Origin of the sequence: Agrococcus casei LMG 22410, assembly GCF_900163565.1 — a bacterium.
Taxonomy (GTDB): domain Bacteria; phylum Actinomycetota; class Actinomycetes; order Actinomycetales; family Microbacteriaceae; genus Agrococcus; species Agrococcus casei.
Genome location: NZ_FUHU01000026.1, coordinates 186,954 through 211,336 on the forward strand (window position 1 = coordinate 186,954; position 24,383 = coordinate 211,336).

A 24,383-nucleotide genomic window follows, 5' to 3' on the forward strand; every position below is an offset into this window, starting at 1 on the left:
CGGCACTGGTGCGCGCAGCAACTGGCACGTCAACAACGGCAGAGACACGCAAGAGCCCCTGGATCTCCAGGGGCTCTTCTCTGTGGGCGATGCGGGACTCGAACCCACGACCTCTTCCGTGTGAAGGAAGCGCGCTACCAGCTGCGCCAATCGCCCTTGGGACCTATCAATAATGCCACACAATTCCGAAGCTGATGACACGCGCAAAGGCGTCAGGTACCGACATTCCGCCGATCGCATGAATCACCGAGAGGTCGATTTGCACACCGGTGCCGGAGGGGCTAATGTATTCCAAGTGCTCAGTGATGAGCCCGGCGGATGTGGCGCAGTGGTAGCGCATCACCTTGCCAAGGTGAGGGTCGCGAGTTCGAATCTCGTCATCCGCTCGAGAGTAATCTCATGGCCACCCGGCCTTTCCCCAAGAGGGGCCGCGGTGCCACCAAGGTGGGGTGGCCGAGTGGTTAGGCAGCGGCCTGCAAAGCCGTCTACGCGGGTTCGAATCCCGTCTCCACCTCGTCTGACCGAAAATTGAAGATGCCCTTACGGGCGCGATTGGCGCAGCGGTAGCGCGCTTCCCTGACACGGAAGAGGTCACTGGTTCGATCCCAGTATCGCGCACCAACAGAAAGCCCCGGCTCATCCGGGGCTTTCTTCATGCTGCACCGCAGATGAGCACAGTCTGATTACGATTCACCTCGCACCTGGAGTTCGCACTTCGTCTGGAATAGCGTGCAGTCATGAGTCAGTATCGAACACGGAACGGCTTCTGGAACAACTGGGCGAAGAACTACGAGCAGGAGTATCGCCACGCTTTTGAGAGCCTGAGCTCTGCACTGCAGGAGAAGCTCCTCAGCGCCTCGCTGCCTCTCACCGTTGAGGAAGGCAGAGAGCTCTACGAAGCGGGCGGCTGGACTGTCGCGGCCTACGAATCACCCGAGAGCGAGAACCCGATTCTCCAGCCCGGTCAGGAATTCCGCGACTGGCTTGCAGCGCAGGAGCTATTTCAGGCGTAGCCGGGCGACGTCCGTCACCGCGTGCTGCGGGAGTGCGTCTTGAGCTTGCCGTCTCTGCCGAGCGAGTATGTCGTCAGCCGACCCCGTCGCTGCACCAGCAGAACGATCAGGATGATGGCGGGCACGATGAACGCAGTCACGAGCCCGAGCGCCACAAGGCCGATCCATCCCCACACGCCGATTCTGCCGCGACTCCACACGACCAGCTGGCGCTCGTCGCTGTAGCGAATCTCGTCGCCAGCCTGCAGGTGTTCGTCGAAGAGCTCGGCGAGACGGCCGTCGGACGGCTTGGCGAATGCGTGTGCGGTCATGCCCCGACTCTACGGCCCCGACTCTGCGGACCCGGGACTGCCGAGTCCATGGCGCGTGCGACTGTCTAGGCTGGGATGGTGCATTCCGCCCGCGCAGTCCCCCGCAGACTGAGAGTCGCCGCCTCCCTCCAGATCGCCCAAGGCGCACTCATGGAGGGCTCTGTCGCCATCGGCCTCATCGTGCTCCTCGCCCTTCGAGTGCCGCAGGCTGCGATCACGGATCGGGTCGAGATCTTCGCGCTGCCGTACCTGCAGGAGAACCTCTACCTGATGATGGCCATGAGCGGCGTGTTCGCATCGCTGCGCATCATCGGGGGAGTCGCACTCTGGCGCGGGCGCCTCTGGGGGCTCTGGCTGACCCTCGTCAACTGCGTGCTGACGCTCATGCTGATGATCTTCATGCTGCCGCCGGGACTCGTCGACGGCCTCTTCGCCGGCACCGCCCTCGTGCTGCTGCTCTCTGGCTGGTTCGGCGACTCGCGCATACGTCCGACCCTGTATTCACGACCGGATGACAGCCTCCGCCGAGCGACTACGATGGACGAGTGACCACAGGATTCGATCTCTTCACTGACCGGGCCGTTGTTGCCATGCGCATCGACGGCAAGCTGCTCGACCTCGCCCGAGAGGTTCCGGAAGGCACGACGCCTGAACCGGTCACGATCGACTCCGACGACGGCCTCAGCATTCTGCGCCACTCCGCAGCGCACGTGCTCGCGCAGGCAGTGCAGAAGACCAACCCTGACGCTCGTCTCGGTATCGGCCCGCCCATTCAGGACGGCTTCTACTACGACTTCGACCTCGAAGAGAAGTTCTCGCCTGAAGACTTCAAGGGCCTCCAGCAGGAGATGCAGCGCATCATCAAGTCAGGGCAGCGTTTCGTGCGCCGCGTGGTGACCGAAGAGCAGGCGCGCGAAGAGCTCGCTGACGAGCCGTACAAGCTCGAGCTGATCGGGCTCAAGGGCCCCAACGCTGAGAAGGCCGCCGAAGGCGCCTCGGTCGAGGTCGGTGCCGGCGAGCTCACGATCTATGACAACGTCGACCCGAAGAGCGGTGACACCGTCTGGAAGGACCTCTGCCAGGGTCCCCACCTGCCGAACACGCGTATGATCGCGAACGGCTTCTCGCTCATGCGTGTCGCTGGCGCATACTGGCGAGGCAAGACCGACCGCCCGCAGCTGCAGCGCATCTACGGAACCGCTTGGCCCACGAAAGACGAGTTGCGCGCTTACATCACCCGGCTCGAAGAGGCCGCGAAGCGCGACCACCGCAAACTCGGCCGCGAACTCGACCTGTTCTCGTTCCCCGAAGAGGTCGGCTCCGGCCTGTCGCTGTGGCACCCCAAGGGCGCAGTCACACGCGGCGAGATGGAGCAGCACGCGCGCAAGCGTCACATCGAGCGCGGCTACACCTACGTCTACACGCCCCACATCACCAAGAGCGACCTGTTCGAGACCTCGGGTCACCTGCAGACCTACGGCGAGGGCATCTGGCCGCCGATCCTCATGGACGAAGAGCGCGACGACGAGGGCAACATCACCAAACGGGGCGCCGAGTACTACCTCAAGCCCATGAACTGCCCGATGCACATCCTCATCTACAAGGATCGCGCGCGCAGCTACCGCGAGCTTCCGCTTCGCTTCGCTGAGAACGGCACCGTCTACCGCAACGAGTTCTCCGGCGCCCTCCACGGCCTGACGCGCGTGCGCGGCTTCACGCAGGACGACGCGCACCTGTTCGTGCGTCCCGACCAGATCGAGGAGGAAGTCACCAACGTCCTCGGATTCGTCATCGACCTGCTGAAGGACTTCGGCCTCACCGAGTTCCGTCTCGAGCTCTCGAAGCGCGACGACGAGAAGGAGAAGTGGATCGGCGACGAAGGGGTCTGGACGACGGCGACGGATGCGCTGCGCCGTGTCGCGCAGTCCTCCGGTCTCGAGTTCGTCGAGGAGGAGGGCGAGGCAGCCTTCTACGGCCCCAAGATCGACCTCAAGATCACCGACGCCATCGGACGCTCGTGGCAGCTCTCGACCGTGCAGCTCGACTTCAACCTGCCCGAGCGCTTCGGCCTCGAGTACACCGCCGCTGACGGCTCGAAGCAGCGCCCGATCATGATCCACCGCGCCCTTTTCGGCTCGATCGAGCGGTTCTTCGCGATCCTGCTCGAGCACTACGCTGGCGCCTTCCCTGTGTGGCTCGCGCCCGTGCAGGCGGTCGGCATCCCCGTCGCCCAGGACTTCGCCGGCTACCTCGAAGACGTCGCCGCGAAGCTGCGGATGCGCGGAGTACGCATCGAAGTAGACCATTCAGACGAGCGCATGCAGAAGAAGATCCGCAACCACACCATGCAGAAGGTGCCGTTCCAGATCATCGCCGGTGCCACCGACGTCGAGGCCGGCAGCGTCTCGTTCAGGTACCGCGACGGCCGCCAAGACAACGGCATCCCCGTCGACGAGGCCATCGAGCGCATCGTCGAGGCGATCGAGACGAAGGCCCACGTCTGATGACAGACAACCCATCCGGACTCTCGCAGAACCCCGAGGACTACCCGACGCCCGACGACCCGAGCCGCGAGGCCGGAGCGCCCACGTGGATGTCGTCTGAGATCGGGGGAGTGCCCGACGAGTTCCAGCGCCTCTGGACGCCGTACCGGATGGTCTACATCAAGTCGGGCCAGATGCCCGACGCCGACGCGTGCCCGTTCTGCCTCGCGCCGACGCTGGCCGACGAGGACGGCCTCATCGTGCACCGCGGCGAGCACGCCTACGTGATCATGAACCTGTACCCGTACAACACGGGTCACATCATGGTGAACCCGTACCGTCACATCGGCACCTACGACCAGGCCAACGCCGACGAGATTGCCGAGATCGGCGCGCTCACGCAGACTGCCATGCGCGTGCTGGGCGAGACCTCACGGTGCGACGGCTTCAACATCGGCATGAATCAGGGGCGCATCGCCGGAGCCGGCATCGCCGATCACCTGCACCAGCACATCGTTCCGCGCTGGGCCCTCGACTCGAACTTCTTCCCGATCATCGCGAAGACGAAGGCGATCCCGAGGCTCATCGAAGAGATTCGCGCCGAGCTCCAGGCCGCCTGGCCGAAAGACTAGGCGTCGACAGGCACCAGTTCGAAGATGCAGGCGCCGTCGGCCACGGTTCGCTCGAGCATCGCGCCGACCGTCTCGCCGTCGGCTGAGTACTGCACCGGCAGATCCCAGTTGAAGTCGTCGTAGGCGGGGTAGTGGCCGGCCTGCGGGTGCTGCCCGGCATCGCACGCGAGCAGGTGCTCCAGTGGACGCTCCTCGTTCCAGGCGTCCTCATCGAGCATGACCAGCGAGTTCGGTGGATCCGTCTCGCGAAGCTCGAGAGAAGCCGCTCCCTGGTCTGCGAACTCGTCGCGCACCTCCTGCGCATTGACGGTCGGCGGCTGCAGGTCTGGGTTGAAGATGTACCAGATCGGCTGCACGTTGAAGCCGACGAGCACCGCGGCAGCAACACCCGCACAGATCGCCGCAAGCGTCTGAGGCCCGCGCCACCTGGCCTCGCGCTCACGTGCGTTCTTGATTCGCGCCTGGGCGATCACATCGGCCGCAAGCTGCACAATGCCGATCACCGCCAGGGCTGTGACGACGATCACCGCGATTCCGAACCACCACGGCAGTCCGGGAGTGATGTCTATGGTGACCTGTGCAACCCGTCGCATGCATGCAAGCCTACTCGGCGGCCGACGGCCGATTCCTGGTTGACTCTCAGCATGCGAATCTACTCCCTGCTGCGTCCCAGGCTCATCAGGCAGATCATTGCCGATGTCGTTGCCCTCGCAGCGACCATCATCGCGTTCGTCACGGCCGGCCGCGTGCGCTCACAGATTCTCGAGTACCGGCAGTACGGCACCGATCTCATCGACGCGGGAGCAGACATCACGGATGTGCTGCACGGGTTCGCGGATCAGGTGCGGCAGATCCCGTTCGTCGGGCCGGCGCTCGGTGACACTCTCGAAGGCAGCGTCGTCATTCCCGATCAGCTGACCGAAGCCGGCGCGCAGCTGCAGCAGGCTGTCACCGACTTCGCTGGGCTCGCATGGACGCTGATCGCGATTCTGCCCCTCGTCTGCGTGCTCATCGCGTGGCTGCCGTGGCGGGTGTCGTTCGCAGCGAAGAGCCTCGAGACCGCAAAGCTCGCCAGATCGGAGGGCGGCCTTGACCTGCTGGCCGAGCGCGCACTCGCCCTGGCGCCTGCGGATGCCGTGCTGCGCATCCATCCCCGTCCGGCCCGCGCCCTGCATCACGACGACGCCGTGCGCGACGCCCTCGCCGCCATCCAGCTGCGCTCGTTCGGGCATCGCGGCGCACGCCACGTAGAATGACGGAGTTCGCAGTCTGAAGGAGGACACATGTCAGGCCACTCCAAGTGGGCGACCACCAAGCACAAGAAGGCGGCGCTCGACTCGAAACGCGCGAAGGCCTTCGCGAAGCTCACCAAGGGCATCGAGGTCGCAGCAAAGATGGGAGGGCCCGACTTCGCAGGCAACCCGACGCTCGCAGACGCGGTCACCAAGGCGAAGAAGTCGAGTGTTCCGAACGACAACATCGACCGTGCCATCAAGCGCGGCGCGGGCCTCACAGGCGAGTCCGTGCAGTATGACGCGATCATGTACGAGGGATACGCCCCCGGCGGCGTCGCACTCATGATCGAGTGCCTCACCGACAACCGCAACCGCGCTGCCGCAGAGGTGCGCATCGCGATGACGCGCAACAACGGCAACATGGCAGACCCGGGCTCGGTCGCCTACAACTTCAACCGCAAGGGCGTCGTGTCGATCACCAAGACCGATGACCTGACCGAAGACGACATCCTGCTCGCAGTCCTCGACGCCGGCGCAGAAGAGGTCACCGACCAGGGCGGCGGCTTCGAAGTCATCAGCGAGGCGACAGACCTCGTAGCAGTGCGCACCGCCCTGCAGGACGCCGGCATCGACTACGACTCGGCAGAGCCCGAGTTCGTGCCCAACCTGCGCGTCGAGGTCGACGCACCGACCGCACGCAAGATCTTCCAGCTCATCGATGCCCTCGAAGACAGCGACGACGTGCAGAACGTCTACGCCAACTACGACATCCCAGCATCGGTGCAGGAAGAGCTCGACGAAGACGACGACTAGCGCAATGCCTCGCGTTGTCGGCATCGACCCGGGGCTGACTCGCCTCGGGATCGGTGTCGTCGACACGACCGGCCAGACGCAGCGGCTCGTGCACTACTCCGTGCTGCGGTCTGCACCCGAGATGAGCATCGAGCATCGGCTCATGAAGCTCGGCCGCGAGGTCGAGGCCGCGATCGACGAGCATGCGCCCGACGCCATCGCGCTCGAGCGCGTGTTCGCCCAGCAGAACCTGCACTCGGTCATGGGCGTCGCACAGGTCTCCGGCATCGTGCTGCGCGCCGCGGCCGAACGAGACATTCCGATCGTCATGCTCACCCCGACCGAGGTGAAGGCCGCTGTCACCGGCTACGGAGCCGCTGAGAAGGCGCAGGTCGCCGAGATGGTGCGTCGGCTGCTGCGGCTGGCAGAAGCGCCGAAGCCCGCAGACGCGGCGGATGCGCTGGCACTTGCGATCACGCACGGCAGGGCTGTCGTCAGAACGGGGGCGGTGCGCCGCGATTCCGGTTCTCAGCCGACGCCCGCGCAGAAGGCCTGGGCAGCGGCCGAGGCACAGGCGAAGCGCCGCCGATAGTTCGGCTGGCCGAGCGTGATCCATCGCGTGTCACAGGTGCTTTCTAGACTGTCAGCATGATCTCCTACCTCGAGGGCAGCGTGGTTCGCGTGGCCCCGACTTCACTCGTGCTGTCGGTGCAGGGCGTCGGCTTCTCAGTTGCCGTCGCACCGGCGGTCTCCGCTGCCGCCCGCGTCGGCTCGTCGATGGCTCTGCACACCAAGCTGGTCGTGAAAGAAGACGACCTGTCGCTCTACGGCTTCGCAGATGAGGGCGACCTCGGCACCTTCGGCCTGCTGACCTCCGTGTCGGGCGTCGGCCCCAAGAGCGCAATGGCGGTGCTGGCCACACTCGGCACCGACGGGCTCGCACAGGCAGTCTCCGCCGGCGATGAGGCGGCGTTCAAGCCAGTGCCCGGCATCGGCCCCAAGACTGCCCGCCTGATCATCGTGCAGCTGAGCGGCAAGGTGATCGTCCAGTCGAGTGCCCCCGCATCCGGCTCCTCCGACATGGTCGAGGCTCTCGTCGGCCTCGGGTGGCAGGAGGCCAAGGCCACGCAGACCGTCGAGACGCTCGTCAGAGACCAGCCCGAGCTTGCCGGCGACAGCTCTGCGCTGCTCCGCGCCGCCCTGCAGTCGCTCGGGGCACGCCGATGACCGACGAGGCCTCGCCGCTGCAGCCCGAGGCATCGGTCGAAGAGCTCGCCTTCGAGGGCGCGCTGCGTCCTGAGACCCTCGCGGAGTTCGTCGGCCAGCCGCGAGTGCGCGGCCAGCTCGAGCTGCTGCTCAAGGCCGCTGCGCTACAGCAGCGCGCACCGGATCACATCCTCCTGGCTGGTCCTCCCGGGCTGGGCAAGACGACACTCGCGATGATCATCGGCAACGAGTCAGGACGTGCTGTTCGCATGGCCTCAGGGCCGGCGATCCAGCACGCAGGCGATCTCGCCGCGGTGCTCAGCGCACTCGTGCCAGGCGAGGTGCTGTTCGTCGACGAGATCCACCGCATGGCGAAGAGCGCAGAAGAGATGCTGTACCTCGCCATGGAAGACTTCCGCATCGACATCATGGTCGGCAAGGGAGCAGGGGCCGCCTCTGTGCCGCTCGAGCTCTCGCCGTTCACTCTCGTCGCCGCCACCACGCGATCGGGCATGCTGCCTGCCCCGCTGCGCGACCGATTCGGATTCACCGCGCACCTCGAGTTCTATTCGGCAGAAGACCTCACTCGCGTCGTGACGAGATCTGCTGGCATGCTCGACATCCAGCTGACGAGTGCCGCTGCCGCCGAACTCGCGAAGCGCTCCCGCGGAACACCGAGAATTGCCAACAGGCTGCTGCGACGCGTGCGCGACTGGAAGCTCGTCCATGAGGGGTCGTCCGACATCGAGGCCGTCCACGGGGCCCTTGAGCTCTACGATGTCGACGCCTACGGGCTCGACCGACTCGACCGCAGCGTGCTCGAGGCGATCGCCAAGAGCTTCAAGGGCGGGCCAGTCGGGCTCACCACGCTCGCAGCCAGCGTCGGCGAAGAGGCAGAGACGATCGAAAGCGTCGTCGAGCCGTATCTGGTTCGCGAAGGCCTGCTCGCCCGCACTCCGCGCGGACGAATGCTCACGTCTGAGGGGCTCCGGCACACCGGAATCGACGGTTCGCCTGATCAACTCGATGGCGTATGATCGGTAGGTATTGTGCCTGAAACCGGGTACACAAGACTTCGGGAGGCCACGGACTTCATGCACCTACTCACAGAGACCACTAACCAGCAGGGCGGCGGCTTCACGTTTGATCCGCTCACCATCATCATGCTGCTGCTGCTCGTGGTGCTCATCATCTTCATGGTCCGCAGCAGCCGCAAGCGCAAGGCTCAGGCAGCTGAGCTCCAGACCAAGATGGTTCCGGGCAAGCGCATCATGACCTCCAGCGGCATCTTCGGAACACTGCTCTGGATCGACGACGAGAAGCTGCAGGCAGGCATTGAGGTCTCGCCCGGCGTAGAGCTCGTCGTCCACCGTCAGATCCTGGCTCAGGTCGTCGAAGAAGACACCGACTCCAGCATCGACCCCGAGACCGACTCGTCGGCTGAAAGCAGCCGAGAGGACTAACTGTTGGCCAAGAATCGCACGCGCGTCGGACGCGCGCTCATTTGGCTGTTCGTGATCGCTGCGGCGGTCGCCGGCCTCAACCTGTATGCAGTTCAGACCGAAGACGGCAGCTGGAACCCCAAGCTCGCCCTCGACCTCGAGGGCGGCACCCAGATCATGCTGGCGCCGCTCACCGAAGAGGGCACCTCAGTCTCGTCAGAGCAGCTACAGCAGGCAGTCGGCATCATGCGTCAGCGCGTCAACGCGTCGGGAGTCTCTGAAGCAGAGATCACCACGCAGGGCGGCCAGAACATCGTCGTCTCGATTCCGGGCACGCCTGACCAGGCCACTCGCGAGCGACTCATGGCAAGCGCCAAGATGGAGTTCCGTTCCGTGCTCGTCATGGCTGCAGCCGGTCCGGCACAGCAGCCGGTCGACCCCAGCGCCACCGGCGATCCTGCAGAGACCGATCCTGCTGTGAGTGATCCTGCCCAGAGCGACCCTGCCGAGTCAGAGCCAGCTGAGAGCGGCGAAGGCGGCGGATCTGAGATCGCCACTGAGACCGAAGAACCGACTGACGAGCCCACTGAGAGCGACCCCGCTCCCAGCGAGCCTGCCGAGCAGCCAGAGCCCGAGAACCCCTCTGACCCCGCATGGGTGACAGAAGACCTCGCCAATGAGTTCGCGGCATTCACCTGTGACATGGTCGACCGCACGAAGCCCATGCCCTCTGACGAGGCTGTCGTCACGTGCGACACCGACAACACGGTCAAGTACATCCTCGGTCCTGTCGAGGTCGAAGGCGCTGATATCGCCGACGCGAACGCCGGTCAGGTGCCCACGCAGCAGGGCATTCCGACAGGGGAGTGGGCCGTCAACCTCGAGTTCAACGGCGAAGGCTCCGAGGCATTCCACTCCGTCACCCAGCGCATCACCTCTCTCGAGCAGCCGCGCAACCAGTTCGCGGTCGTGCTCGACAACACTGTGCTGATCGCACCGCAGTCAAACGTGGTCATCAGCAACGGACAGGCGCGGATCACAGGTGGCTACACCCAGGAGGGTGCAGAGGCTCTTGCAGACCAGCTGAAGTTCGGTGCGCTGCCCATCGGCTTCCAGGTGCAGTCCGAAGAGAACATCTCGCCTCGACTCGGTGAGTCGCAGCTCATGGGCGGCCTCATCGCCGGTCTCATCGGCCTGATCCTCGTCGTCATCTATTCGCTGTTCCAGTACCGACTGCTCGGCCTCGTGACGGTGGCGTCACTGGTTGTCGCAGCCGGCCTGACGTATCTCGTGATCACGCTGCTCTCCAGCGTCCAGGGGTACAGACTCTCGCTTGCCGGGGTCACAGGACTCATGGTCGCGATCGGCATCACTGCCGACTCCTTCATCGTCTACTTCGAACGCGTTCGAGACGAGCTGCGAGACGGCAAGATGCTCATCAATGCTGTTGAGTCCGGCTGGCAGCGTGCCGTTCGAACGATTCTGGCCTCAGACGCGATCAACTTCCTCGCGGCTGCAGTGCTGTATCTCCTCGCGGTCGGAAATGTGCGAGGGTTCGCCTTCACACTGGGCGTGACAACGGTCATCGACTTCGTCGTGGTCGCACTGTTCACGCATCCCGTGCTGCAGATGCTGGCGCGCACGAAGTTCTTCGGCGGCGGCCACCCCTGGTCAGGCCTGAACCCAGACGCACTCGGTGCCGTCTACCGAGGTCGTGCCCAGTTCCGCAAGCCGGAGGCCTCGGGCAAGCGGGCCAAGAGCGCCAAGGAAGCCACGCGCAGGCAGACAATAGCCGAACGCAAGAAGGTCTCTGCACAGGAGCGTGAGGACTGACAATGAGCATCACACAGTTCGGAAACAAGCTCTACACGGGCGAGAAGTCCTATCCGTTCGTCGGCAAGCGCAAGACGTGGTTCACGATCGCAGCGGTCATCATGCTGATCTGCATCGTCGGCACACTCGTTCGCGGCGGGTTCCAGCTCGGCATCGAATTCACCGGAGGCAGCGAATTCCGCGTCAGCGGCATCCAGACCGACGGCGGTCCTGTCGACATCGAGCCGGCAGAGGCGATCCTCGAGCAGCACGTCGACGAGAACGACTACATCGTCTCCAACCTCGGTCAAGACGGCCTGCGCATTGAGAGCTCGTCCGTAGACGACGACCAGACCAATGCGATCAAGGACCAGATTGCGAGCGAGTACGGAGTCGAGTCCGGCGACGTCACGTCATCGCACATCGGGCCCTCGTGGGGCCAGGACGTCTCGAACCAGGGCCTCCGCGCCCTGCTGATCTTCATCGCCCTCGCTGCCTTGGTCATGGCGCTGTACTTCCGCACCTGGAAGATGTCAGTCGCTGCGCTCGTCGCGCTCGGGTTCGACATGGTCGTGACCGCCGGTGTCTACGGCATCGTGGGCTTCGAGGTGACTCCGGCAGCGCTCATCGGATTCCTGACGATCATGGCGTACTCGCTGTACGACACCGTGGTGGTCTTCGACAAGATCCGTGAGAACACGGCCCCTGGCAGCTCCGGAAGCTACGACGAGAACATCAACCTGGCCGTCAACCAGACCCTGATGCGCTCCATCAACACGAGCGTCGTCGCACTGCTTCCCGTCGCATCCATTCTGTTCATCGGGGCATTCGTCCTCGGTGCAGGCACGCTGCGCGACATCGCGCTTGCGCTCCTCATCGGAATGTTTGTGGGAACATGGTCGACAATCTTCATCGCAGCGCCGTTCTATGCTCAGCTTCGAAAGGGCGAGTCCATCGCCACTGAATCCAAGCGCAAGCAGGAGCGCGGGGCGGTGGTCTGACGCTCGCATCTGCGAGCATCCAACGCTTCAACAGGGAGGTGCAGTGAGCGACACGTCGAATGCGACCGGTGGGTTCCGCACGCTCCTGCCCTTCCTGTTCTCGCGTTCGAGCCGTGCAGGCGCCATCGACGCCCTGATCAAGACGGTCAAACAGCACCAGCCGAAGGCGGATGTGGGGCTCATCCAGAGAGCCTTCATCCTCGCTGAGCGCGCACACGAGGGTCAGTTTCGCAAGAGCGGCGAGCCGTACATCAGCCACCCTGTCGCGGTCGCGCAGATCCTTGCGGATCTCGGCATCGGCGCCGTGACGATCGCAGCGGCCCTGCTCCATGACACGGTGGAGGACACCGACTACACCCTCGACCAGTGTCGTGACGACTTCGGCGACGAGATCGCCATGCTCGTCGACGGCGTCACGAAGCTCGACAAGCTCAAGTACGGTGAGTCTGCGCAGGCCGAGACCGTTCGCAAGATGATCGTCGCGATGTCGAAAGACATCCGTGTGCTGGTCATCAAGCTCGCCGACCGTCTGCACAATGCCAGAACCTGGGGCTTCGTGACCGGCGAGAGCGCCAAGCGCAAGGCCCGCGAGACGCTCGAGATCTATGCTCCTCTGGCGCATCGCCTCGGCATCCAGACCATCAAGACCGAACTCGAAGACCTCTCCTTCGCCGTGCTGCAGCCCAAGGTCTACGTCGAAGTCAAGAACCTCGTCGAAGCCCGGGCGCCGCAGCGTGACGACTACATGAACATCGTCCTGCAGCAGCTCACCGACGACCTGCGCGAGTCGAAGATCAAGGGCCGAGTCGCCGGGCGTCCGAAGCAGTACTACTCGATCTACCAGAAGATGCGAACCCGAGGCCATGAGTTCAGCGACATCTACGACCTCGTGGGCGTCCGCGTGATCGTGAACACCGTGCGTGACTGCTACGCCGTGCTCGGCGCTGTGCATGCGCGATGGCGTCCCATGCCGGGCCGCATGAAGGACTACATCGCAACACCCAAGTACAACCTGTACCAGTCGCTGCACACGACCGTCATCGGGCCGGGCGGCCGCCACGTCGAGATCCAGATCCGCACCGAGGACATGCACCGCAGAGCTGAGCTCGGCGTCGCAGCACACTGGAAGTACAAGCAGGGCACGCACAGCGATGTCGGCAACCAGGACATGGCGTGGCTCGCGCACATCAACGACTGGCAGAAGGAGACCGACGACCCGAGCGAGTTCCTCGACTCGCTGCGCTATGAGATCGGAGCGAAGGAGCTCTACGTCTACACGCCGAAGGGCAAGGTCGTTGGGCTGCCGGCTGAGGCGACGCCTGTCGACTTCGCGTATGCGGTGCACACCGAGGTGGGCCACCGCACGATGGGGTCGAAGGTCAACGGCAGGCTCGTGCCGCTCGACACACAGCTGGTCACCGGCGACGTCATCGAGATCTACACGTCGAAGAACCCCGACGCCGGCCCCAGCAAGGACTGGCAGAACTTCGTCAAGAGCGCTCGAGCCCGCAACAAGATCCGGCAGTGGTTCACGCGTGAGCGTCGTGATGAAGCCGTCGAGGTCGGTCGCGACGCCATCGCGAAGGCGATGCGCCGCCACAACCTGCCGCTGCAGAAGCTGATGACAGGCGAGAGCCTGCAGGAAGTCGCTGCGACTCTGCGCTACGAAGACGTTACGGCCCTCTACGCGGCCGTCGGCGAGGGCCACGTGTCGAGCCAGTCGGTGCTCGAGAAGGTGCTTGCGTCGCTCGGAGTGGACGACGAGCAGGACACCGACGTCGTCCAGACCCCTCCCACAACGCACACCCAGCCAGTGAGCTCGAACTCCGGCGTGCTCGTGCGCGGCGCCCCCGACATCCTCGTCAAGCTCGCAAAGTGCTGTGCGCCCGTGCCAGGCGACGACATCGTGGGCTTCGTCACCCGCGGCCAGGGCGTCAGCGTGCACCAGCGCCAGTGCCCGAATGTCGGCTCGCTCTTCGACCAGCCGGACCGCATGATCGAGGTCGCCTGGTCTGACAACCTCGGCGGCCTGTTCCTCGTCAACATCCAGGTCGAGGCACTCGATCGCTCTGGCCTGCTCTCAGACGTCACGAAGTCACTCACCGAATACCACGTGAACATCCTCTCGGCGAGCGTGCAGACCGGCAACGACCGTCTGGCGATCTCGCGCTTCAGCTTCGAGATCGGCGACATCACCCACCTTGACAGTGTGCTGAACGCCGTGCGCCGCATCGAAGGCGTCTACGACGTCTATCGAGTCACGCCGGGCTAGCCTGCGCCGTCACGGGCGGTCAGCAGAACACCGCTCTGCCATGAGCAGCCTCGCCGCCCACTCGTCGTCAGCGTCACACGCGCTGCCTGCCAGGAGCGCGGCCGCAGTCTTCTCGCGAGTCAGCACGCGCATCCCGCCGATCCACATCGTGTCGTCGTCGATGTGCAGGTCTTCACGACGGATGCGCAGGCGCGGGTCTGTGCGTCGCACAGGGCGAACATGCGCGCGCACCAGCACGTCGAGCATTCTTGGCAGCGCAGCGCAGCCATGAACCCAGGCAGCCGCATGTCCTGCGAGCACATGGGTGTGCGGAATCGTGAGCATGAGCGATCGGACGCGTGACTCCGGCGTCGTCACCGACAGGGCGTGCACGAACGTGTCGCCGAGGGGGACGACTTCGCCGTCAAGGCGCATGGCAGACAGTTCGGCAGTGGACAGGCTCATGGAAAGCACTATGCGCCATGCACAGTCGCCGTGTCGAGCCGATCGATCTGCCTGTGGACAACCTGTCCTGTGAGGAGCAGGCTGCGCCTACAGGACGTCAGCCTGCTTTGCGCGCGACCTCAAGCCACTGACGCTTCGTAGCGAGCTCGTCTTCAAGCTGCTTGACCTTCTTCGCGTCGGATCCTGCCGCACCGATGTCGGCCTCGAGCTTCTCGATCGACTCCTCGAGCTGGCCTGCGAGGCCCTCTGAGCGAGCCTTGCGCTCTGGATTCGTCGAGTCCCAGTGCTTCTCGTCGAGCTGCTTCACGTGCGTCTCGATGCGGCGCAGACCGTCTTCCATGTCGCGGATGCTGGCACGGGGGACATGGCCGACCTCATCCCACTGCTTCTGGATGCCGCGAAGCGCGTTGCGAGCGGCGACCCGATCGGTGATCTTGAGGATGGGCTGTGCCTCTTCGAGCAGAGCTTGCTTCGCGACGAGGTTCTCGGTGTAGGCGGCGTCTTCGACTGCCTGCTGCTCGGCCTTGGCTCCGTAGAGCACATCACCGGCGGCCTTGAACTCGGCCCAGAGCGCGTCGTCGACCTTGCGGCCGGCACGACCGGCTGCCTTCCAGCTGTCGAGGAGGCGGCGGTACTCGCCGATGCCGTCGGCACCCTTGGGGGCAAGCGCGTTGGCGCTCTCGATGAGCCGCTGCTTCTCCTGCTTGGCCTCGCGGTGCTGACCGTCGAGCTTTGAGAAGAACTCGCGCCTCGCGCTCTCAAGCGTGTTGCGTGCCGCGCGGAAGCGCTTCCAGAAGGCATCATTCTGCGACTTGGGCAGACGGGGCCCTGCGGCCTGGTGTGCCTTCCATTTCGCGAAGAGCTCGTCGATCTCTGCCGAGACCTGCTTCCACTGCACATTGCTGAGGTCACGCGCCGCGATCTTCTCGGCCTCGACCACGATCGACTCGCGCTCGGCGATGGCTGCGTCAAGCTTCTCCTGCTGCTCTGCACGCTGCTGCTGCGAGAGCTCGTCAGTGCGACCGACGACTGCATCGATGCGAGCGCGGAGGCTGACGAAGTCGCCGACTGCTCGTCCTTCATCGGCCTGCTGCTTCAGCGCTGCGGCCGACTTGGTGACGTCTGACGCGTTGGCGCCCGAGCGCACTCGCTGCTCGAGCAGGCGAACCTGGCCCTCGAGGTCTGCGAACTTGCGCTCGAAGAGGGCAAGAGCCTCTTCATGGGTTCCGTCTGGGTACTGGCCTACTTCGTGCCAGTCTTCGCCGATCTTGACGAAAACGGTTCCGCTCTCGTCAACTCTGCCGAATGGGTGCTCAGTCATGGACTTCCCTTGTGTGCTGTGAACGCAGTCAAGCCTACCCGTGTGGGTCACTCGACGATGAACGACTCTATGGATACTGGCTCAACGGGGGTTCCGTCAGGAGCGTCGCCTTCGACTCCGAGCGAGACGACGTCGTCCTTGAGCTGGTCGAGGCCGCCGGTCACTTGGCCGATGACGGTGTAGCCGCCTGCAGCGTCGCTGGGGATCGAGGTGTCGCCGTAGACGATGAAGAACTGGTAGCCGTTGGAGTTGGCATTGCCCGACTGACGAGCCATGGCGATCGTGCCTGCCGCGTATGCGTCGTCTTCGGGAGCATTCTCGATCGGACCGTACTGGAAGGCGGGCTCGCCCATGCCGTCGCCGCCCTTGGAGCCGCACTGCAGCAGCTCGAAGCCCGGTGACGTGGTCATGCGGTGGCAGACCTTGCCGTCGTAGTAGCCGTCCTGCGCGCTCTTGACTACGGCAGACACTGCCTGCGGAGCCGCTGCGCCGTCGAGCTCGACAGCGAGTTCGACGCCGTTCACGACCATGGTGCCGGTCCAGGTGCGGTCCTCGGCGTACGACGGATCCGGCACAGCGTCGGTGCGCGTGCCATCGGTTGCCGTGGGCTCTGTCGAGCCTGTCTCGGTGGGCTGCGTCGTCTGCGACTCTGATGCATCGACGTCGGCGTCGTGCTGAGAGTTGTAGGCGAGCGTGGCTGCGGTGCCGAGTCCGCCCGCGACCACGACTGCGATCACGGCGATGATGTTGTCGCGACGGCGACGGGAGCGCTTGTGCTCGTGCACGGTCTGACGCGCCTGATAGTCGCGCACGCGACGGCGCTGTTCCTTTGACGATGCCACTGCAGTGGGCTCCTTCCGATTCCGGCAAGCCTATCGGCCGCCGCAGCAATTATGCGCCACTCTGCGTCGCTTAGGCTGGATGACATGAGCTTCTCGTCGTCTGCGCCCGCGGCACCCCTCGCGGTGCGGATGCGACCGACGAGTCTGGACGAGGTCGTGGGACAGGGTCATCTGCTCTCGCCGGGCTCCGCCCTCCGCAACCTCGCCGGAGGCACATCCTCGTCGAGCCAGTCCGTCATACTGTGGGGCCCTCCCGGCACAGGCAAGACGACGCTCGCCCAGGCCATCGCGCAGTCGTCAGAGCGACGGTTCGTCGAGCTCTCCGCCGTGACCGCGGGCGTGAAGGACGTTCGCCAGGTGATGGAGGAGGCCCTGAACCAGCGCGACCTCTTCTCGAACGGCACCGTGCTCTTCCTCGACGAGATCCACAGATTCACGAAGGCGCAGCAGGATGCGCTGCTGCCGGGCGTCGAGAACGGCTGGGTCACGCTGATAGCGGCGACGACCGAGAACCCGTCGTTCAGCATCATCACCCCGCTCCTGTCGCGTTCGCTGCTGCTGACGCTTCGACCGCTGGAAGACGACGATCTGGTCACGCTCCTCGAGCGGGCGCTGAGCGATCAGCGGGGCTTCGACGGCTCCGTCGCGCTCGACGACGACGCGCGAGCTGCGATCGTGCGCCTCTCACAGGGGGACGCCCGCCGAGCGCTCACGACACTGGAGGCTGCGGCACAGGCCGCAAGGGCCGCATCCGACGACGAACCCCGTGTGACTGCCGACATCGTCGCCAGCAGCGTCGACCGCGCGCTGCTCCGCTACGACCGCGCGGGCGACGAGCACTACGACGTGATCAGCGCGTTCATCAAGTCTGTGCGCGGCTCCGACCCGGATGCCGCGCTGCACTACCTGGCACGCATGATCGAGGCGGGCGAAGACCCTCGCTTCATCGCCCGGCGCCTGATCGTGTCGGCGAGCGAGGACATCGGCATGGCGGACCCCCAGGGCCTGGTCATCGCAGTCGCCGCAGCCGACGCGGTGCAGCTGATCGGCATGCCCGAGGGACGCATCCCGCTGGCCGAGGCCACGGTCTATCTGGCCACCGCACCGAAGTCCGATCGCTCATACAAGGGGATCGGCCAGGCGCAGGTCGACGTCCGAGCCGGCCGCATCGGCGCCGTGCCGCTGCACCTTCGCGATGCGCACTACGCCGGCGCGAAGCGGCTCGGTCACGGCAAGGGCTACCGGCACGCGCACGACGCCCCGCACAGCGTGCCCACGCAGCAGCATCTGCCCGATGAGCTGGTCGGAACCGAGTACTACACGCCGACCCAGAACGGGTACGAACGCGAGATCACTGCACGGCTCGCGAAGATCCGTGCGATCCTCCGGGGAGACCAGCGCTGAATCGGCCCGACTTCTGGTAGCCTGGGAGACTGTGTGCGATCCCGCATGCAATCCATCATGTCTCCTTTGGCCTTCTCGGCCAGCCGCTCACGCGGCAGACTGCAATCAGCAGAGGAAGTTATATGTCCAGCAAGTCACGCACGCGTGCCAAGGTGCGCCTGTCGCGCGCTCTCGGCGTCGCGCTGACCCCCAAGGCAGCCCGTTACATGGAGAAGCGCCCCTATGGCCCCGGCCAGCACGGACGCACTAAGCGCAAGGCAGACAGCGACTACGCCGTCCGTCTGCGCGAGAAGCAGCGTCTTCGCGCCCAGTACGGCATCCGCGAGGCCCAGCTTCGCATCCAGTTCAACGAGGCTCGTCGTCAGCCCGGCCTGACCGGTGAGAACCTGGTCGAGCTGCTCGAGATGCGTCTCGACGCACTCGTCCTTCGCGCAGGCTTCGCCCGCACGATGGCGCAGGCTCGCCAGCTCGTCGTGCACCGCCACATCATGGTGAACGGCCAGCGCGTCGACCGCCCCTCGTTCCGTGTCAAGGAGGGTCAGCTGATCCACGTGCACGAGCGCTCAGAGGGCATGGAGCCCTTCCAGGTCGCAGCAGCAGGTGCACACGCTCAGGTTCTGCCCGACGTGCCCAAGTACCTCGAGGTCGAACTCGACAAGCTGCAGGCTCGCCTCGTGCGTCGCCCCAAGCGCGCCGAGGTGCCCGTCACCTGTGACGTGCAGCTCGTCGTCGAGTACTACGCAGCACGCTAGTTCTCACAGCGAGTTCGAGGGCCTCCGCTTCTGCGGGGGCCCTCGATCGCTAGACTGAACATCTGCGCAGCGCTCACGGTGTCGCGCACTGAATCCATCACTGACGAGGAGCACCTTCCGTGAAGAACATCTTCCTGCTCGCACTCGGCGTCGCCGCAGGCGTGGCCGCCTACCGCCTCATCCAGCTGACACCCGAGGGCAAGTCGGCAATCGAAGACTTCGAAGCCCGTCTCGGCGACTTCTCGCAGGCTGTGAAAGACGGCTACAACTCCCGCGACACCGAGCTCCGCGACAGCTGATCGCAGCCGCTGCCGCCGCACATCCGACTTCTCAACAGAGGACCACATTGCAGACTGCAGAGATCCAGCGTCGCTTCCTCGCGCACTTCGAGCGCACTGACCACACGGTGGTGCCCTCAGCATCGCTCGTGAGCGATGACCCCGCGATCATGTTCACCATCGCCGGGATGGTTCCGTTCATTCCCTATCTGTCGGGACGAGTGCCTGCGCCGTGGTCACGCGCCACCAGCGTGCAGAAGTGCATTCGCACGAACGACATCGAAGAGGTCGGCAAGACCCCCAGGCACGGCACGTTCTTTCAGATGGCGGGCAACTGGTCGTTCGGCGACTACTTCAAGCGCGAGGCGATCCAGTACGCATGGGAGCTGCTGACCGGCTCTGAGTCAGACGGCTTCTACGGCTTCGACCCGAAGGACCTCTGGGTGACGGTCTACCAGACCGACGACGAGGCAGAGCGCCTCTGGCGCGAGGTTGCCGAGCTGCCAGCTGACCGCATCCAGCGTCTCGGACTCGAAGACAACTACTGGATGACCGGCCAGCCCGGCCCCGCAGGCCCCGACTCCGAGATCTTCTTCGACCTCGGGCCCGAGTACGGCCCAGATGGCGGCCCTGCGACAGGCAGCGACCGATACGTCGAGATCTGGAACCTCGTCTTCATGCAGGACGAGATCAAAGACGTGCGCTCGAACACCGAGTTCACGATCGTCGGCGAGCTGCCGAACAAGAACATCGACACCGGCATGGGACTCGAGCGCATCGCGTTCCTCAAGCAGGGCGTCCAGAACATGTACGAGATCGACCAGGTTCGTCCTGTGCTCGACCTCGCAGCAGAGCTCTCAGGCCGGCGCTACGGCGCGAACGCAGAAGACGACGTGCGCATGCGAATCGTCGCCGATCACGTCCGCTCGTCGCTCATGCTCATCGGCGACGGCGTGGCCCCTGGCAACGAGGGCCGCGGGTACATCCTGCGACGCCTCATGCGCCGCGCGATCCGCCAGATGCGCCTCATGGGCGTCGCCGAGCCGACCTTCGAGCCGCTGTTCGCCGCCTCCCGCGACGCGATGCAGACGAGCTACCCCGAGCTCGGCGAGCGCTACAAGACGATCGAGCGCACCGCGGTTGCAGAAGAGGCCTCGTTCCTGAAGACGCTCGAGTCGGGCTCGACCGTGCTCGACGTCGCGATCTCCAAGGTGAGCTCGGGCGACTCGAAGCAGCTCGGCGGCGACACCGCCTTCCTGCTGCATGACACCTACGGCTTTCCGATCGACCTCACCCTCGAGATCGCAGAGGAGTCCGGCCTCAGCGTCGACCGCACCGCGTTCGACTCGCTCATGTCGGAGCAGCGCCAGCGCGCCCGAGAAGACGCCAAGGCCAAGCGTGGTCAGCTCGCAGACCTGTCGGTCTACTCGAGCATGCGCGCCCTCGGCGAAACGACGTTCCTCGGCTACGACGAGCTCGAAGCCGACGGAGAGGTCATCGGCATCATCGCCGACGGCCAGCAGGTGCAGTCTGCCTCTGTTGGCCAGCAGGTCGAGCTGATTCTGACCGCGACAGCCCTCTACGCCGAGGCCGGCGGACAGGACAGCGACCACGGCACGATCGTCGGGCCCTCCGGATCCGCCGAAGTGCTCGACGTGCAGCGTCCGATCCAGGGACTCGTGAGCCACACCGTTCGCGTGTCGGATGGGCAGATCGCCGTGGGCGAGACGCTCCGCACCGAAGTCGATCCGGTGTACCGCTTCGGCGCCGCACAGGCGCACTCGGCCACGCACGTCGTGCACGCAGCACTGCACCAGCTGCTCGGCAGCGACGCCAGCCAGTCGGGCTCGTACAACAAGGCCGGCTATATGCGCCTGGACTTCGCGTGGCAGGGCGCCCTCTCGCAGGAGACTCGCTCCGAGCTCGAGGACGTCGCGAACCAGGCTGTGAGCGCTGACCTCGACGTCGTCACGCGCACGATGCCTACCGACGAGGCGAAGGCGCTCGGCGCAACGGCCCTGTTCGGCGAGAAGTACGGCGATGTCGTGCGCATGGTCGACATCGGCGGCCCGTGGTCGCGCGAGCTCTGCGGCGGCATCCACGTCGACTCGTCGTCGAAGATCGGGCTCATCTCGATCACAGGCGAGTCGAGCGTCTCAGCCACCGCGCGCCGCGTCGAGGCCTTCGTCGGCCCCAGCGCCTTCCGGCAGCTCGCCGCAGAGCGCGCGCTCGTCAGCGAGCTGACCGAGAACCTGAACACGCCCCGGCACCTGCTGGTGCCGCGCATCCAGGAGCTGACAGAAGAGCTCAAGCGCGCTCAGAAGCGAGTGCAGGAGTTCGAGGCGGCAAAGCTCACGCAGCGTGTGCCTGAGATCGCATCGGCAGCGGAGCGCGTCGGCGACGTCTCCGTCGCATCCTTCGACGCAGGAGGCGCCGGCTCGGTCGACGACCTCCGCTCGCTGGTCGCCCAGGTGCGCAATGCTCTCGGTGAGACGGCTGCCGTCGTGGCCATCGCGGCCGCGATCGGCGACAAGCCGATGGTCGTCGTCGGAACGAACCAGGCGGCACGCGACATCGGAGTGCAGGCCGGACCGCTGGCGAAGGGCGCCGCGGGCGTGCTCGGCGGCGGAGGCGGCGGCAAGCCCGACATGGCTCAGGGCGGCGGCTCTGACCCCTCGAAGGTCAAGGATGCGCTTGCCAGCGTCGTCGCGAGCGTGCGAGAGGCACGCGCCTAGTGCGACGCGGAGCTCGACTCGGCGTCGACGTGGGCAAGGCTCGCGTCGGTGTCGCACGCAGCGATGCAGACGGCATGCTCGCGATGCCGGTCGAGACCGTGCAGCGCGGCAACGACACCGAGGCAGCCGTTCGACGAGTGCTCGAGCTGGCCGAAGAGCACCAGACGGTCGAGCTCGTGGTCGGCCTGCCGATCTCGTTGAGCGGCAACGACACCCCGAGCACGCAGGATGCGCGCGACTTCGCAGCGCTGCTCGCCTCGGGGGAGCGCGACGTGCGCCTCGTCGACGAGCGGCTGAGCACCGTTTCGGCCCAGAGCGCCATGCGCGCAAGCGGTCGCAAAGCCGTCAACCAGCGATCGGTCATCGACCAGGCCGCCGCGGTCGTGATCCTGCAGCACGCGCTGGACGCCGAGCGCGCATCCGGCAATGTCCCCGGCAGCATCGTCGAACGACCCGCAGCTGACGCAACCCCCTGAACGACTGAGGAGCAGCCATGGCACGCACCGAAGAAGCGAAGAGATCGACATACGTGGCCCCGCAGCGCAAGCGCCGAGGCCTGATCGGGCTGGTCATCGGGCTGCTGGCTGTGGTCGGCATCGTCATCGGGGCCGCCGTCGTGCTGCCTCCGATCTTCGAAGACATGCGAGCGCCGGCTGACTACGAGGGCACAGGAGCAGATCCCATCAGCGTTTCGATTCCAGAGGGCGCGACCGGCACCGACATCGCGGGCATCCTGTTCGAGAACGATGTCATCGCGTCGCAGGAGGCCATGGTCGACATCCTCGTCGCCGACTCCAGCATCACCTTCCAGCCCGGCACCTACGAGCTGAAGACCCAGATGAGCGCACAGGCTGCGATCGACGCACTCGTCGCACCCGGCGCGGCACAGCTCTGGCGCATCACGATTCCCGAGGGCTGGGTGATCACGCAGGTGTTCGACGAGCTGTCGGCTGCAACCGGGTTCAGCGTCGAGGAGTTCGAGTCTGCGGCCGAGTCGGTGCAGGCAGAGCATCTGCCCGAGTGGGCCATCTCGCTCGAGGGCTGGATGTTCCCGGCCACCTACGAGTTCGACCCCACCGAGTCTTCTGCCGAGAGCATCCTCGTGACGCTCGTCAATCGCATGCACCAGGCTCTCGAAGATCGCGGCGTCACCGGCGACGAGGCGCAGGAGGTGCTCACCATGGCCGCGCTCGTGCAGCGCGAGGGCCGCACCGCCGAGGACTTCGACCAGATGGCCCGGGTCTTCTTCAACCGGCTCGAGATCGACATGAAGCTGCAGTCCGACGCGACCGTGGCGTACGGCACGGGCCACATGCACGTCGTGACGACGACGCCAGAAGAGCGTGCCGACACGAGCAATCCCTACAACACCTACGCGCACCACGGTCTGCCGGTCGGTCCGATCGGAGCCCCCGGAGACACCGCGCTCGACGCTGCGATCAACCCCGCAGACGGCGACTGGCTCTTCTTCGTCACGGTCAATCCCGAGACGGGCGAGACAGTGTTCTCCGAGACCTACGAAGAGCACGAGCAGGCCGTCGCCCGCTTCCAGGAGTGGCTGGCCGAGAACCCCAGCTGGGGATCATGAGACTCGGAGTCGTCGGAAGCCCGATCGCCCACTCGAAGTCTCCGTTTTTGCAGAAGGCCGCGTTCGGCGTGCTCGGCCTGCGGTGGGAGTACACCGCCGAGCAGGTCGAACGGGGCTCGTTCGCAGACCACGTGCAGTCGCTCGACGCGCGCTGGCGCGGGCTGTCGGTCACAGCCCCGCTCAAAGAAGAAGCGCACCAGTACGCCCGCGAGCTCGACGACGACGCGCGCCTCACCGGAGCCGTCAACACCCTGCTGCTCAAGTCGAGGCGGGGCTTCAACACCGACGTCGACGGCATCGTGCGCGCGTTCGGCACCCGCAGGGTCACGACGGTGCGCCGCGCTGCGGTGATCGGTGGCGGATCGACCGCGGCGAGCGCCCTCGTCGCGCTTGCACGGATGGGCGCCACGGCTGTCGAGGTGCGTCTGAGAACCGTCGCCAAGGGGGAGTCGCTTCGGCCGATCGCAGACGAGCTCGGCGTAGAGCTGCTCATAGATGATCTCGATGCGCCGGTCGAGCGCCCCGACGCCGTGGTCTCGACGCTGCCGTCGTCGGCCGCGGTCACGCCGACGCTCGTGCGCCCAGGAGCCATCCTCGACGCCGACTACGCCCGCGGGGCATCGCGCTACGACTTCGACCACGAGGACCGCGTGATCAGCGGTCTCGAGATGCTGGCAGCCCAGGCGCTGACGCAGGTGAAGATCTTCGTCGGCGGCGCCCCCGACCGCGAGCTGCCGAACGAGGCACGGGTCTACGAGGCGATGCGCGCGTCGATCGGTCTCGCGTAGCAATCCTGTCTTCGAATCAGTGAGAAGATAGG

26 protein-coding genes and 4 tRNA genes are annotated in these 24,383 nt (G+C 65.4%); 23 read left to right on the top strand and 7 right to left on the bottom strand.

Annotation, left to right across the window (positions count from 1 at the left end):
• Positions 1 to 83: 83 nt before the first annotated feature.
• Both CZ674_RS05835 and CZ674_RS14155 read right to left on the bottom strand, forming a co-directional pair.
• Positions 84 to 156: transfer RNA gene (locus CZ674_RS05835), tRNA-Val, on the bottom strand.
• A 10-nt stretch (positions 157 to 166) separates the two neighbouring features.
• The gene (locus tag CZ674_RS14155; protein WP_159456914.1) at positions 167 to 343 is read right to left on the bottom strand and encodes a hypothetical protein; all 177 of its coding nucleotides are present in this window, start codon (positions 341 to 343) and stop codon (positions 167 to 169) included.
• On the opposite strand from CZ674_RS14155, the gene CZ674_RS05840 reads away from it, so the two are divergent.
• The 4 genes from CZ674_RS05840 (at position 315) to CZ674_RS05855 (ending at position 1,013) form a co-directional block, all read left to right on the top strand.
• Positions 315 to 386, top strand: a tRNA-Gly gene (locus CZ674_RS05840). The genes CZ674_RS14155 and CZ674_RS05840 overlap by 29 nt on opposite strands.
• Before the next feature lie 57 nt (positions 387 to 443).
• Positions 444 to 514 (top strand) — tRNA-Cys (locus tag CZ674_RS05845).
• A gap of 32 nt (positions 515 to 546) precedes the next feature.
• Positions 547 to 621 (top strand) — tRNA-Val (locus tag CZ674_RS05850).
• Positions 622 to 737: 116 nt separating this feature from the next.
• Positions 738 to 1,013 (top strand): hypothetical protein, encoded by a 276-nt coding sequence (locus CZ674_RS05855; protein WP_086991587.1) that lies wholly within the window; start codon positions 738 to 740, stop codon positions 1,011 to 1,013.
• Positions 1,014 to 1,027: 14 nt separating this feature from the next.
• Here the strand turns inward: CZ674_RS05855 and CZ674_RS05860 are convergent, their stop codons facing one another.
• Positions 1,028 to 1,324, bottom strand: a complete 297-nt coding sequence (locus CZ674_RS05860; RefSeq protein WP_086991588.1) for a hypothetical protein — start codon at positions 1,322 to 1,324, stop codon at positions 1,028 to 1,030.
• Between the two features lie 150 nt (positions 1,325 to 1,474).
• Here CZ674_RS05860 and CZ674_RS05865 point away from each other — a divergent pair, with 150 nt between their 5' ends.
• The 3 genes from CZ674_RS05865 to CZ674_RS05875 all read left to right on the top strand — a co-directional run bounded on the left by CZ674_RS05865 (position 1,475) and on the right by CZ674_RS05875 (position 4,439).
• Positions 1,475 to 1,873, top strand: coding sequence for a DUF2127 domain-containing protein (locus CZ674_RS05865; protein ID WP_086991589.1), 399 nt, complete (start codon positions 1,475 to 1,477; stop codon positions 1,871 to 1,873).
• 41 nt (positions 1,874 to 1,914) lie between these two features.
• Positions 1,915 to 3,828 (top strand): threonine--tRNA ligase, encoded by a 1,914-nt coding sequence (gene thrS / locus CZ674_RS05870; protein WP_234988473.1) that lies wholly within the window; start codon positions 1,915 to 1,917, stop codon positions 3,826 to 3,828.
• An 89-nt stretch (positions 3,829 to 3,917) separates the two neighbouring features.
• On the top strand, positions 3,918 to 4,439 hold the full coding sequence (locus CZ674_RS05875) for an HIT family protein (RefSeq protein ID WP_086991787.1): 522 nt from the start codon (positions 3,918 to 3,920) through the stop codon (positions 4,437 to 4,439).
• On the opposite strand, the gene CZ674_RS05880 is transcribed toward CZ674_RS05875, so the two are convergent.
• On the bottom strand, positions 4,436 to 5,032 hold the full coding sequence (locus CZ674_RS05880; protein ID WP_086991591.1) for a hypothetical protein: 597 nt from the start codon (positions 5,030 to 5,032) through the stop codon (positions 4,436 to 4,438). The two genes, CZ674_RS05875 and CZ674_RS05880, sit on opposite strands and share 4 nt — an antisense overlap.
• A gap of 51 nt (positions 5,033 to 5,083) precedes the next feature.
• Between CZ674_RS05880 and CZ674_RS05885 the strand changes: the two genes are divergently transcribed.
• The 9 genes from CZ674_RS05885 to CZ674_RS05925 are packed head-to-tail and all read left to right on the top strand — an operon-like array spanning position 5,084 to position 14,199.
• The gene (locus CZ674_RS05885; protein ID WP_086991592.1) at positions 5,084 to 5,695 is read left to right on the top strand and encodes a hypothetical protein; all 612 of its coding nucleotides are present in this window, start codon (positions 5,084 to 5,086) and stop codon (positions 5,693 to 5,695) included.
• 27 nt (positions 5,696 to 5,722) lie between these two features.
• Entirely contained in the window at positions 5,723 to 6,487 is a 765-nt protein-coding gene (locus CZ674_RS05890; RefSeq protein WP_086991593.1) for a YebC/PmpR family DNA-binding transcriptional regulator, read from the top strand.
• A gap of 4 nt (positions 6,488 to 6,491) precedes the next feature.
• Positions 6,492 to 7,058 carry a crossover junction endodeoxyribonuclease RuvC gene (gene ruvC, locus CZ674_RS05895; protein WP_086991594.1) on the top strand — a complete coding sequence of 189 codons (567 nt, stop codon included), beginning with the start codon at positions 6,492 to 6,494 and terminating at the stop codon, positions 7,056 to 7,058.
• A gap of 56 nt (positions 7,059 to 7,114) precedes the next feature.
• Positions 7,115 to 7,693, top strand: coding sequence for a Holliday junction branch migration protein RuvA (ruvA, locus tag CZ674_RS05900; protein WP_086991595.1), 579 nt, complete (start codon positions 7,115 to 7,117; stop codon positions 7,691 to 7,693).
• Positions 7,690 to 8,709 (top strand): Holliday junction branch migration DNA helicase RuvB, encoded by a 1,020-nt coding sequence (gene ruvB, locus CZ674_RS05905; RefSeq protein ID WP_086991596.1) that lies wholly within the window; start codon positions 7,690 to 7,692, stop codon positions 8,707 to 8,709. The genes ruvA and ruvB overlap by 4 nt, the downstream gene beginning before the upstream one ends.
• A gap of 57 nt (positions 8,710 to 8,766) precedes the next feature.
• Entirely contained in the window at positions 8,767 to 9,135 is a 369-nt protein-coding gene (locus CZ674_RS05910; protein ID WP_086991597.1) for a preprotein translocase subunit YajC, read from the top strand.
• Between the two features lie 3 nt (positions 9,136 to 9,138).
• Positions 9,139 to 10,947 (top strand): protein translocase subunit SecD, encoded by a 1,809-nt coding sequence (gene secD, locus CZ674_RS05915; RefSeq protein ID WP_086991598.1) that lies wholly within the window; start codon positions 9,139 to 9,141, stop codon positions 10,945 to 10,947.
• Positions 10,948 to 10,949: 2 nt separating this feature from the next.
• Positions 10,950 to 11,927: a protein translocase subunit SecF gene (gene secF / locus CZ674_RS05920; protein ID WP_086991599.1), complete on the top strand. Its 978-nt coding sequence runs from the start codon at positions 10,950 to 10,952 to the stop codon at positions 11,925 to 11,927.
• Between the two features lie 43 nt (positions 11,928 to 11,970).
• Entirely contained in the window at positions 11,971 to 14,199 is a 2,229-nt protein-coding gene (locus CZ674_RS05925) for a RelA/SpoT family protein (RefSeq protein ID WP_327078616.1), read from the top strand.
• A gap of 9 nt (positions 14,200 to 14,208) precedes the next feature.
• On the opposite strand, the gene CZ674_RS05930 is transcribed toward CZ674_RS05925, so the two are convergent.
• The 3 genes from CZ674_RS05930 to CZ674_RS05940 all read right to left on the bottom strand — a co-directional run bounded on the left by CZ674_RS05930 (position 14,209) and on the right by CZ674_RS05940 (position 16,806).
• On the bottom strand, positions 14,209 to 14,643 hold the full coding sequence (locus CZ674_RS05930) for a hypothetical protein (RefSeq protein ID WP_086991601.1): 435 nt from the start codon (positions 14,641 to 14,643) through the stop codon (positions 14,209 to 14,211).
• Between the two features lie 97 nt (positions 14,644 to 14,740).
• On the bottom strand, positions 14,741 to 15,964 hold the full coding sequence (locus CZ674_RS05935; protein WP_086991602.1) for a DUF349 domain-containing protein: 1,224 nt from the start codon (positions 15,962 to 15,964) through the stop codon (positions 14,741 to 14,743).
• A gap of 47 nt (positions 15,965 to 16,011) precedes the next feature.
• Positions 16,012 to 16,806 carry a peptidylprolyl isomerase gene (locus tag CZ674_RS05940; protein WP_086991603.1) on the bottom strand — a complete coding sequence of 265 codons (795 nt, stop codon included), beginning with the start codon at positions 16,804 to 16,806 and terminating at the stop codon, positions 16,012 to 16,014.
• A gap of 84 nt (positions 16,807 to 16,890) precedes the next feature.
• Between CZ674_RS05940 and CZ674_RS05945 the strand changes: the two genes are divergently transcribed.
• The 7 genes from CZ674_RS05945 (at position 16,891) to CZ674_RS05975 (ending at position 24,351) form a co-directional block, all read left to right on the top strand.
• Complete coding sequence (locus CZ674_RS05945; protein WP_086991604.1) at positions 16,891 to 18,210, top strand: replication-associated recombination protein A; 1,320 nt, start codon at positions 16,891 to 16,893, stop codon at positions 18,208 to 18,210.
• A 122-nt stretch (positions 18,211 to 18,332) separates the two neighbouring features.
• Entirely contained in the window at positions 18,333 to 18,962 is a 630-nt protein-coding gene (rpsD, locus tag CZ674_RS05950) for a 30S ribosomal protein S4 (protein WP_086991605.1), read from the top strand.
• Between the two features lie 119 nt (positions 18,963 to 19,081).
• The gene (locus CZ674_RS05955) at positions 19,082 to 19,261 is read left to right on the top strand and encodes a hypothetical protein (RefSeq protein WP_086991606.1); all 180 of its coding nucleotides are present in this window, start codon (positions 19,082 to 19,084) and stop codon (positions 19,259 to 19,261) included.
• Positions 19,262 to 19,308: 47 nt separating this feature from the next.
• Positions 19,309 to 21,975: an alanine--tRNA ligase gene (gene alaS, locus CZ674_RS05960; protein ID WP_086991607.1), complete on the top strand. Its 2,667-nt coding sequence runs from the start codon at positions 19,309 to 19,311 to the stop codon at positions 21,973 to 21,975.
• Positions 21,975 to 22,451: a Holliday junction resolvase RuvX gene (gene ruvX / locus CZ674_RS05965; RefSeq protein WP_086991608.1), complete on the top strand. Its 477-nt coding sequence runs from the start codon at positions 21,975 to 21,977 to the stop codon at positions 22,449 to 22,451. Before alaS ends, ruvX begins: the two co-directional genes overlap by 1 nt.
• Before the next feature lie 17 nt (positions 22,452 to 22,468).
• Positions 22,469 to 23,563 carry an endolytic transglycosylase MltG gene (mltG, locus tag CZ674_RS05970; RefSeq protein ID WP_086991609.1) on the top strand — a complete coding sequence of 365 codons (1,095 nt, stop codon included), beginning with the start codon at positions 22,469 to 22,471 and terminating at the stop codon, positions 23,561 to 23,563.
• Positions 23,560 to 24,351, top strand: a complete 792-nt coding sequence (locus CZ674_RS05975; protein WP_086991610.1) for a shikimate dehydrogenase family protein — start codon at positions 23,560 to 23,562, stop codon at positions 24,349 to 24,351. The genes mltG and CZ674_RS05975 overlap by 4 nt, the downstream gene beginning before the upstream one ends.
• Positions 24,352 to 24,383: the final 32 nt, after the last annotated feature.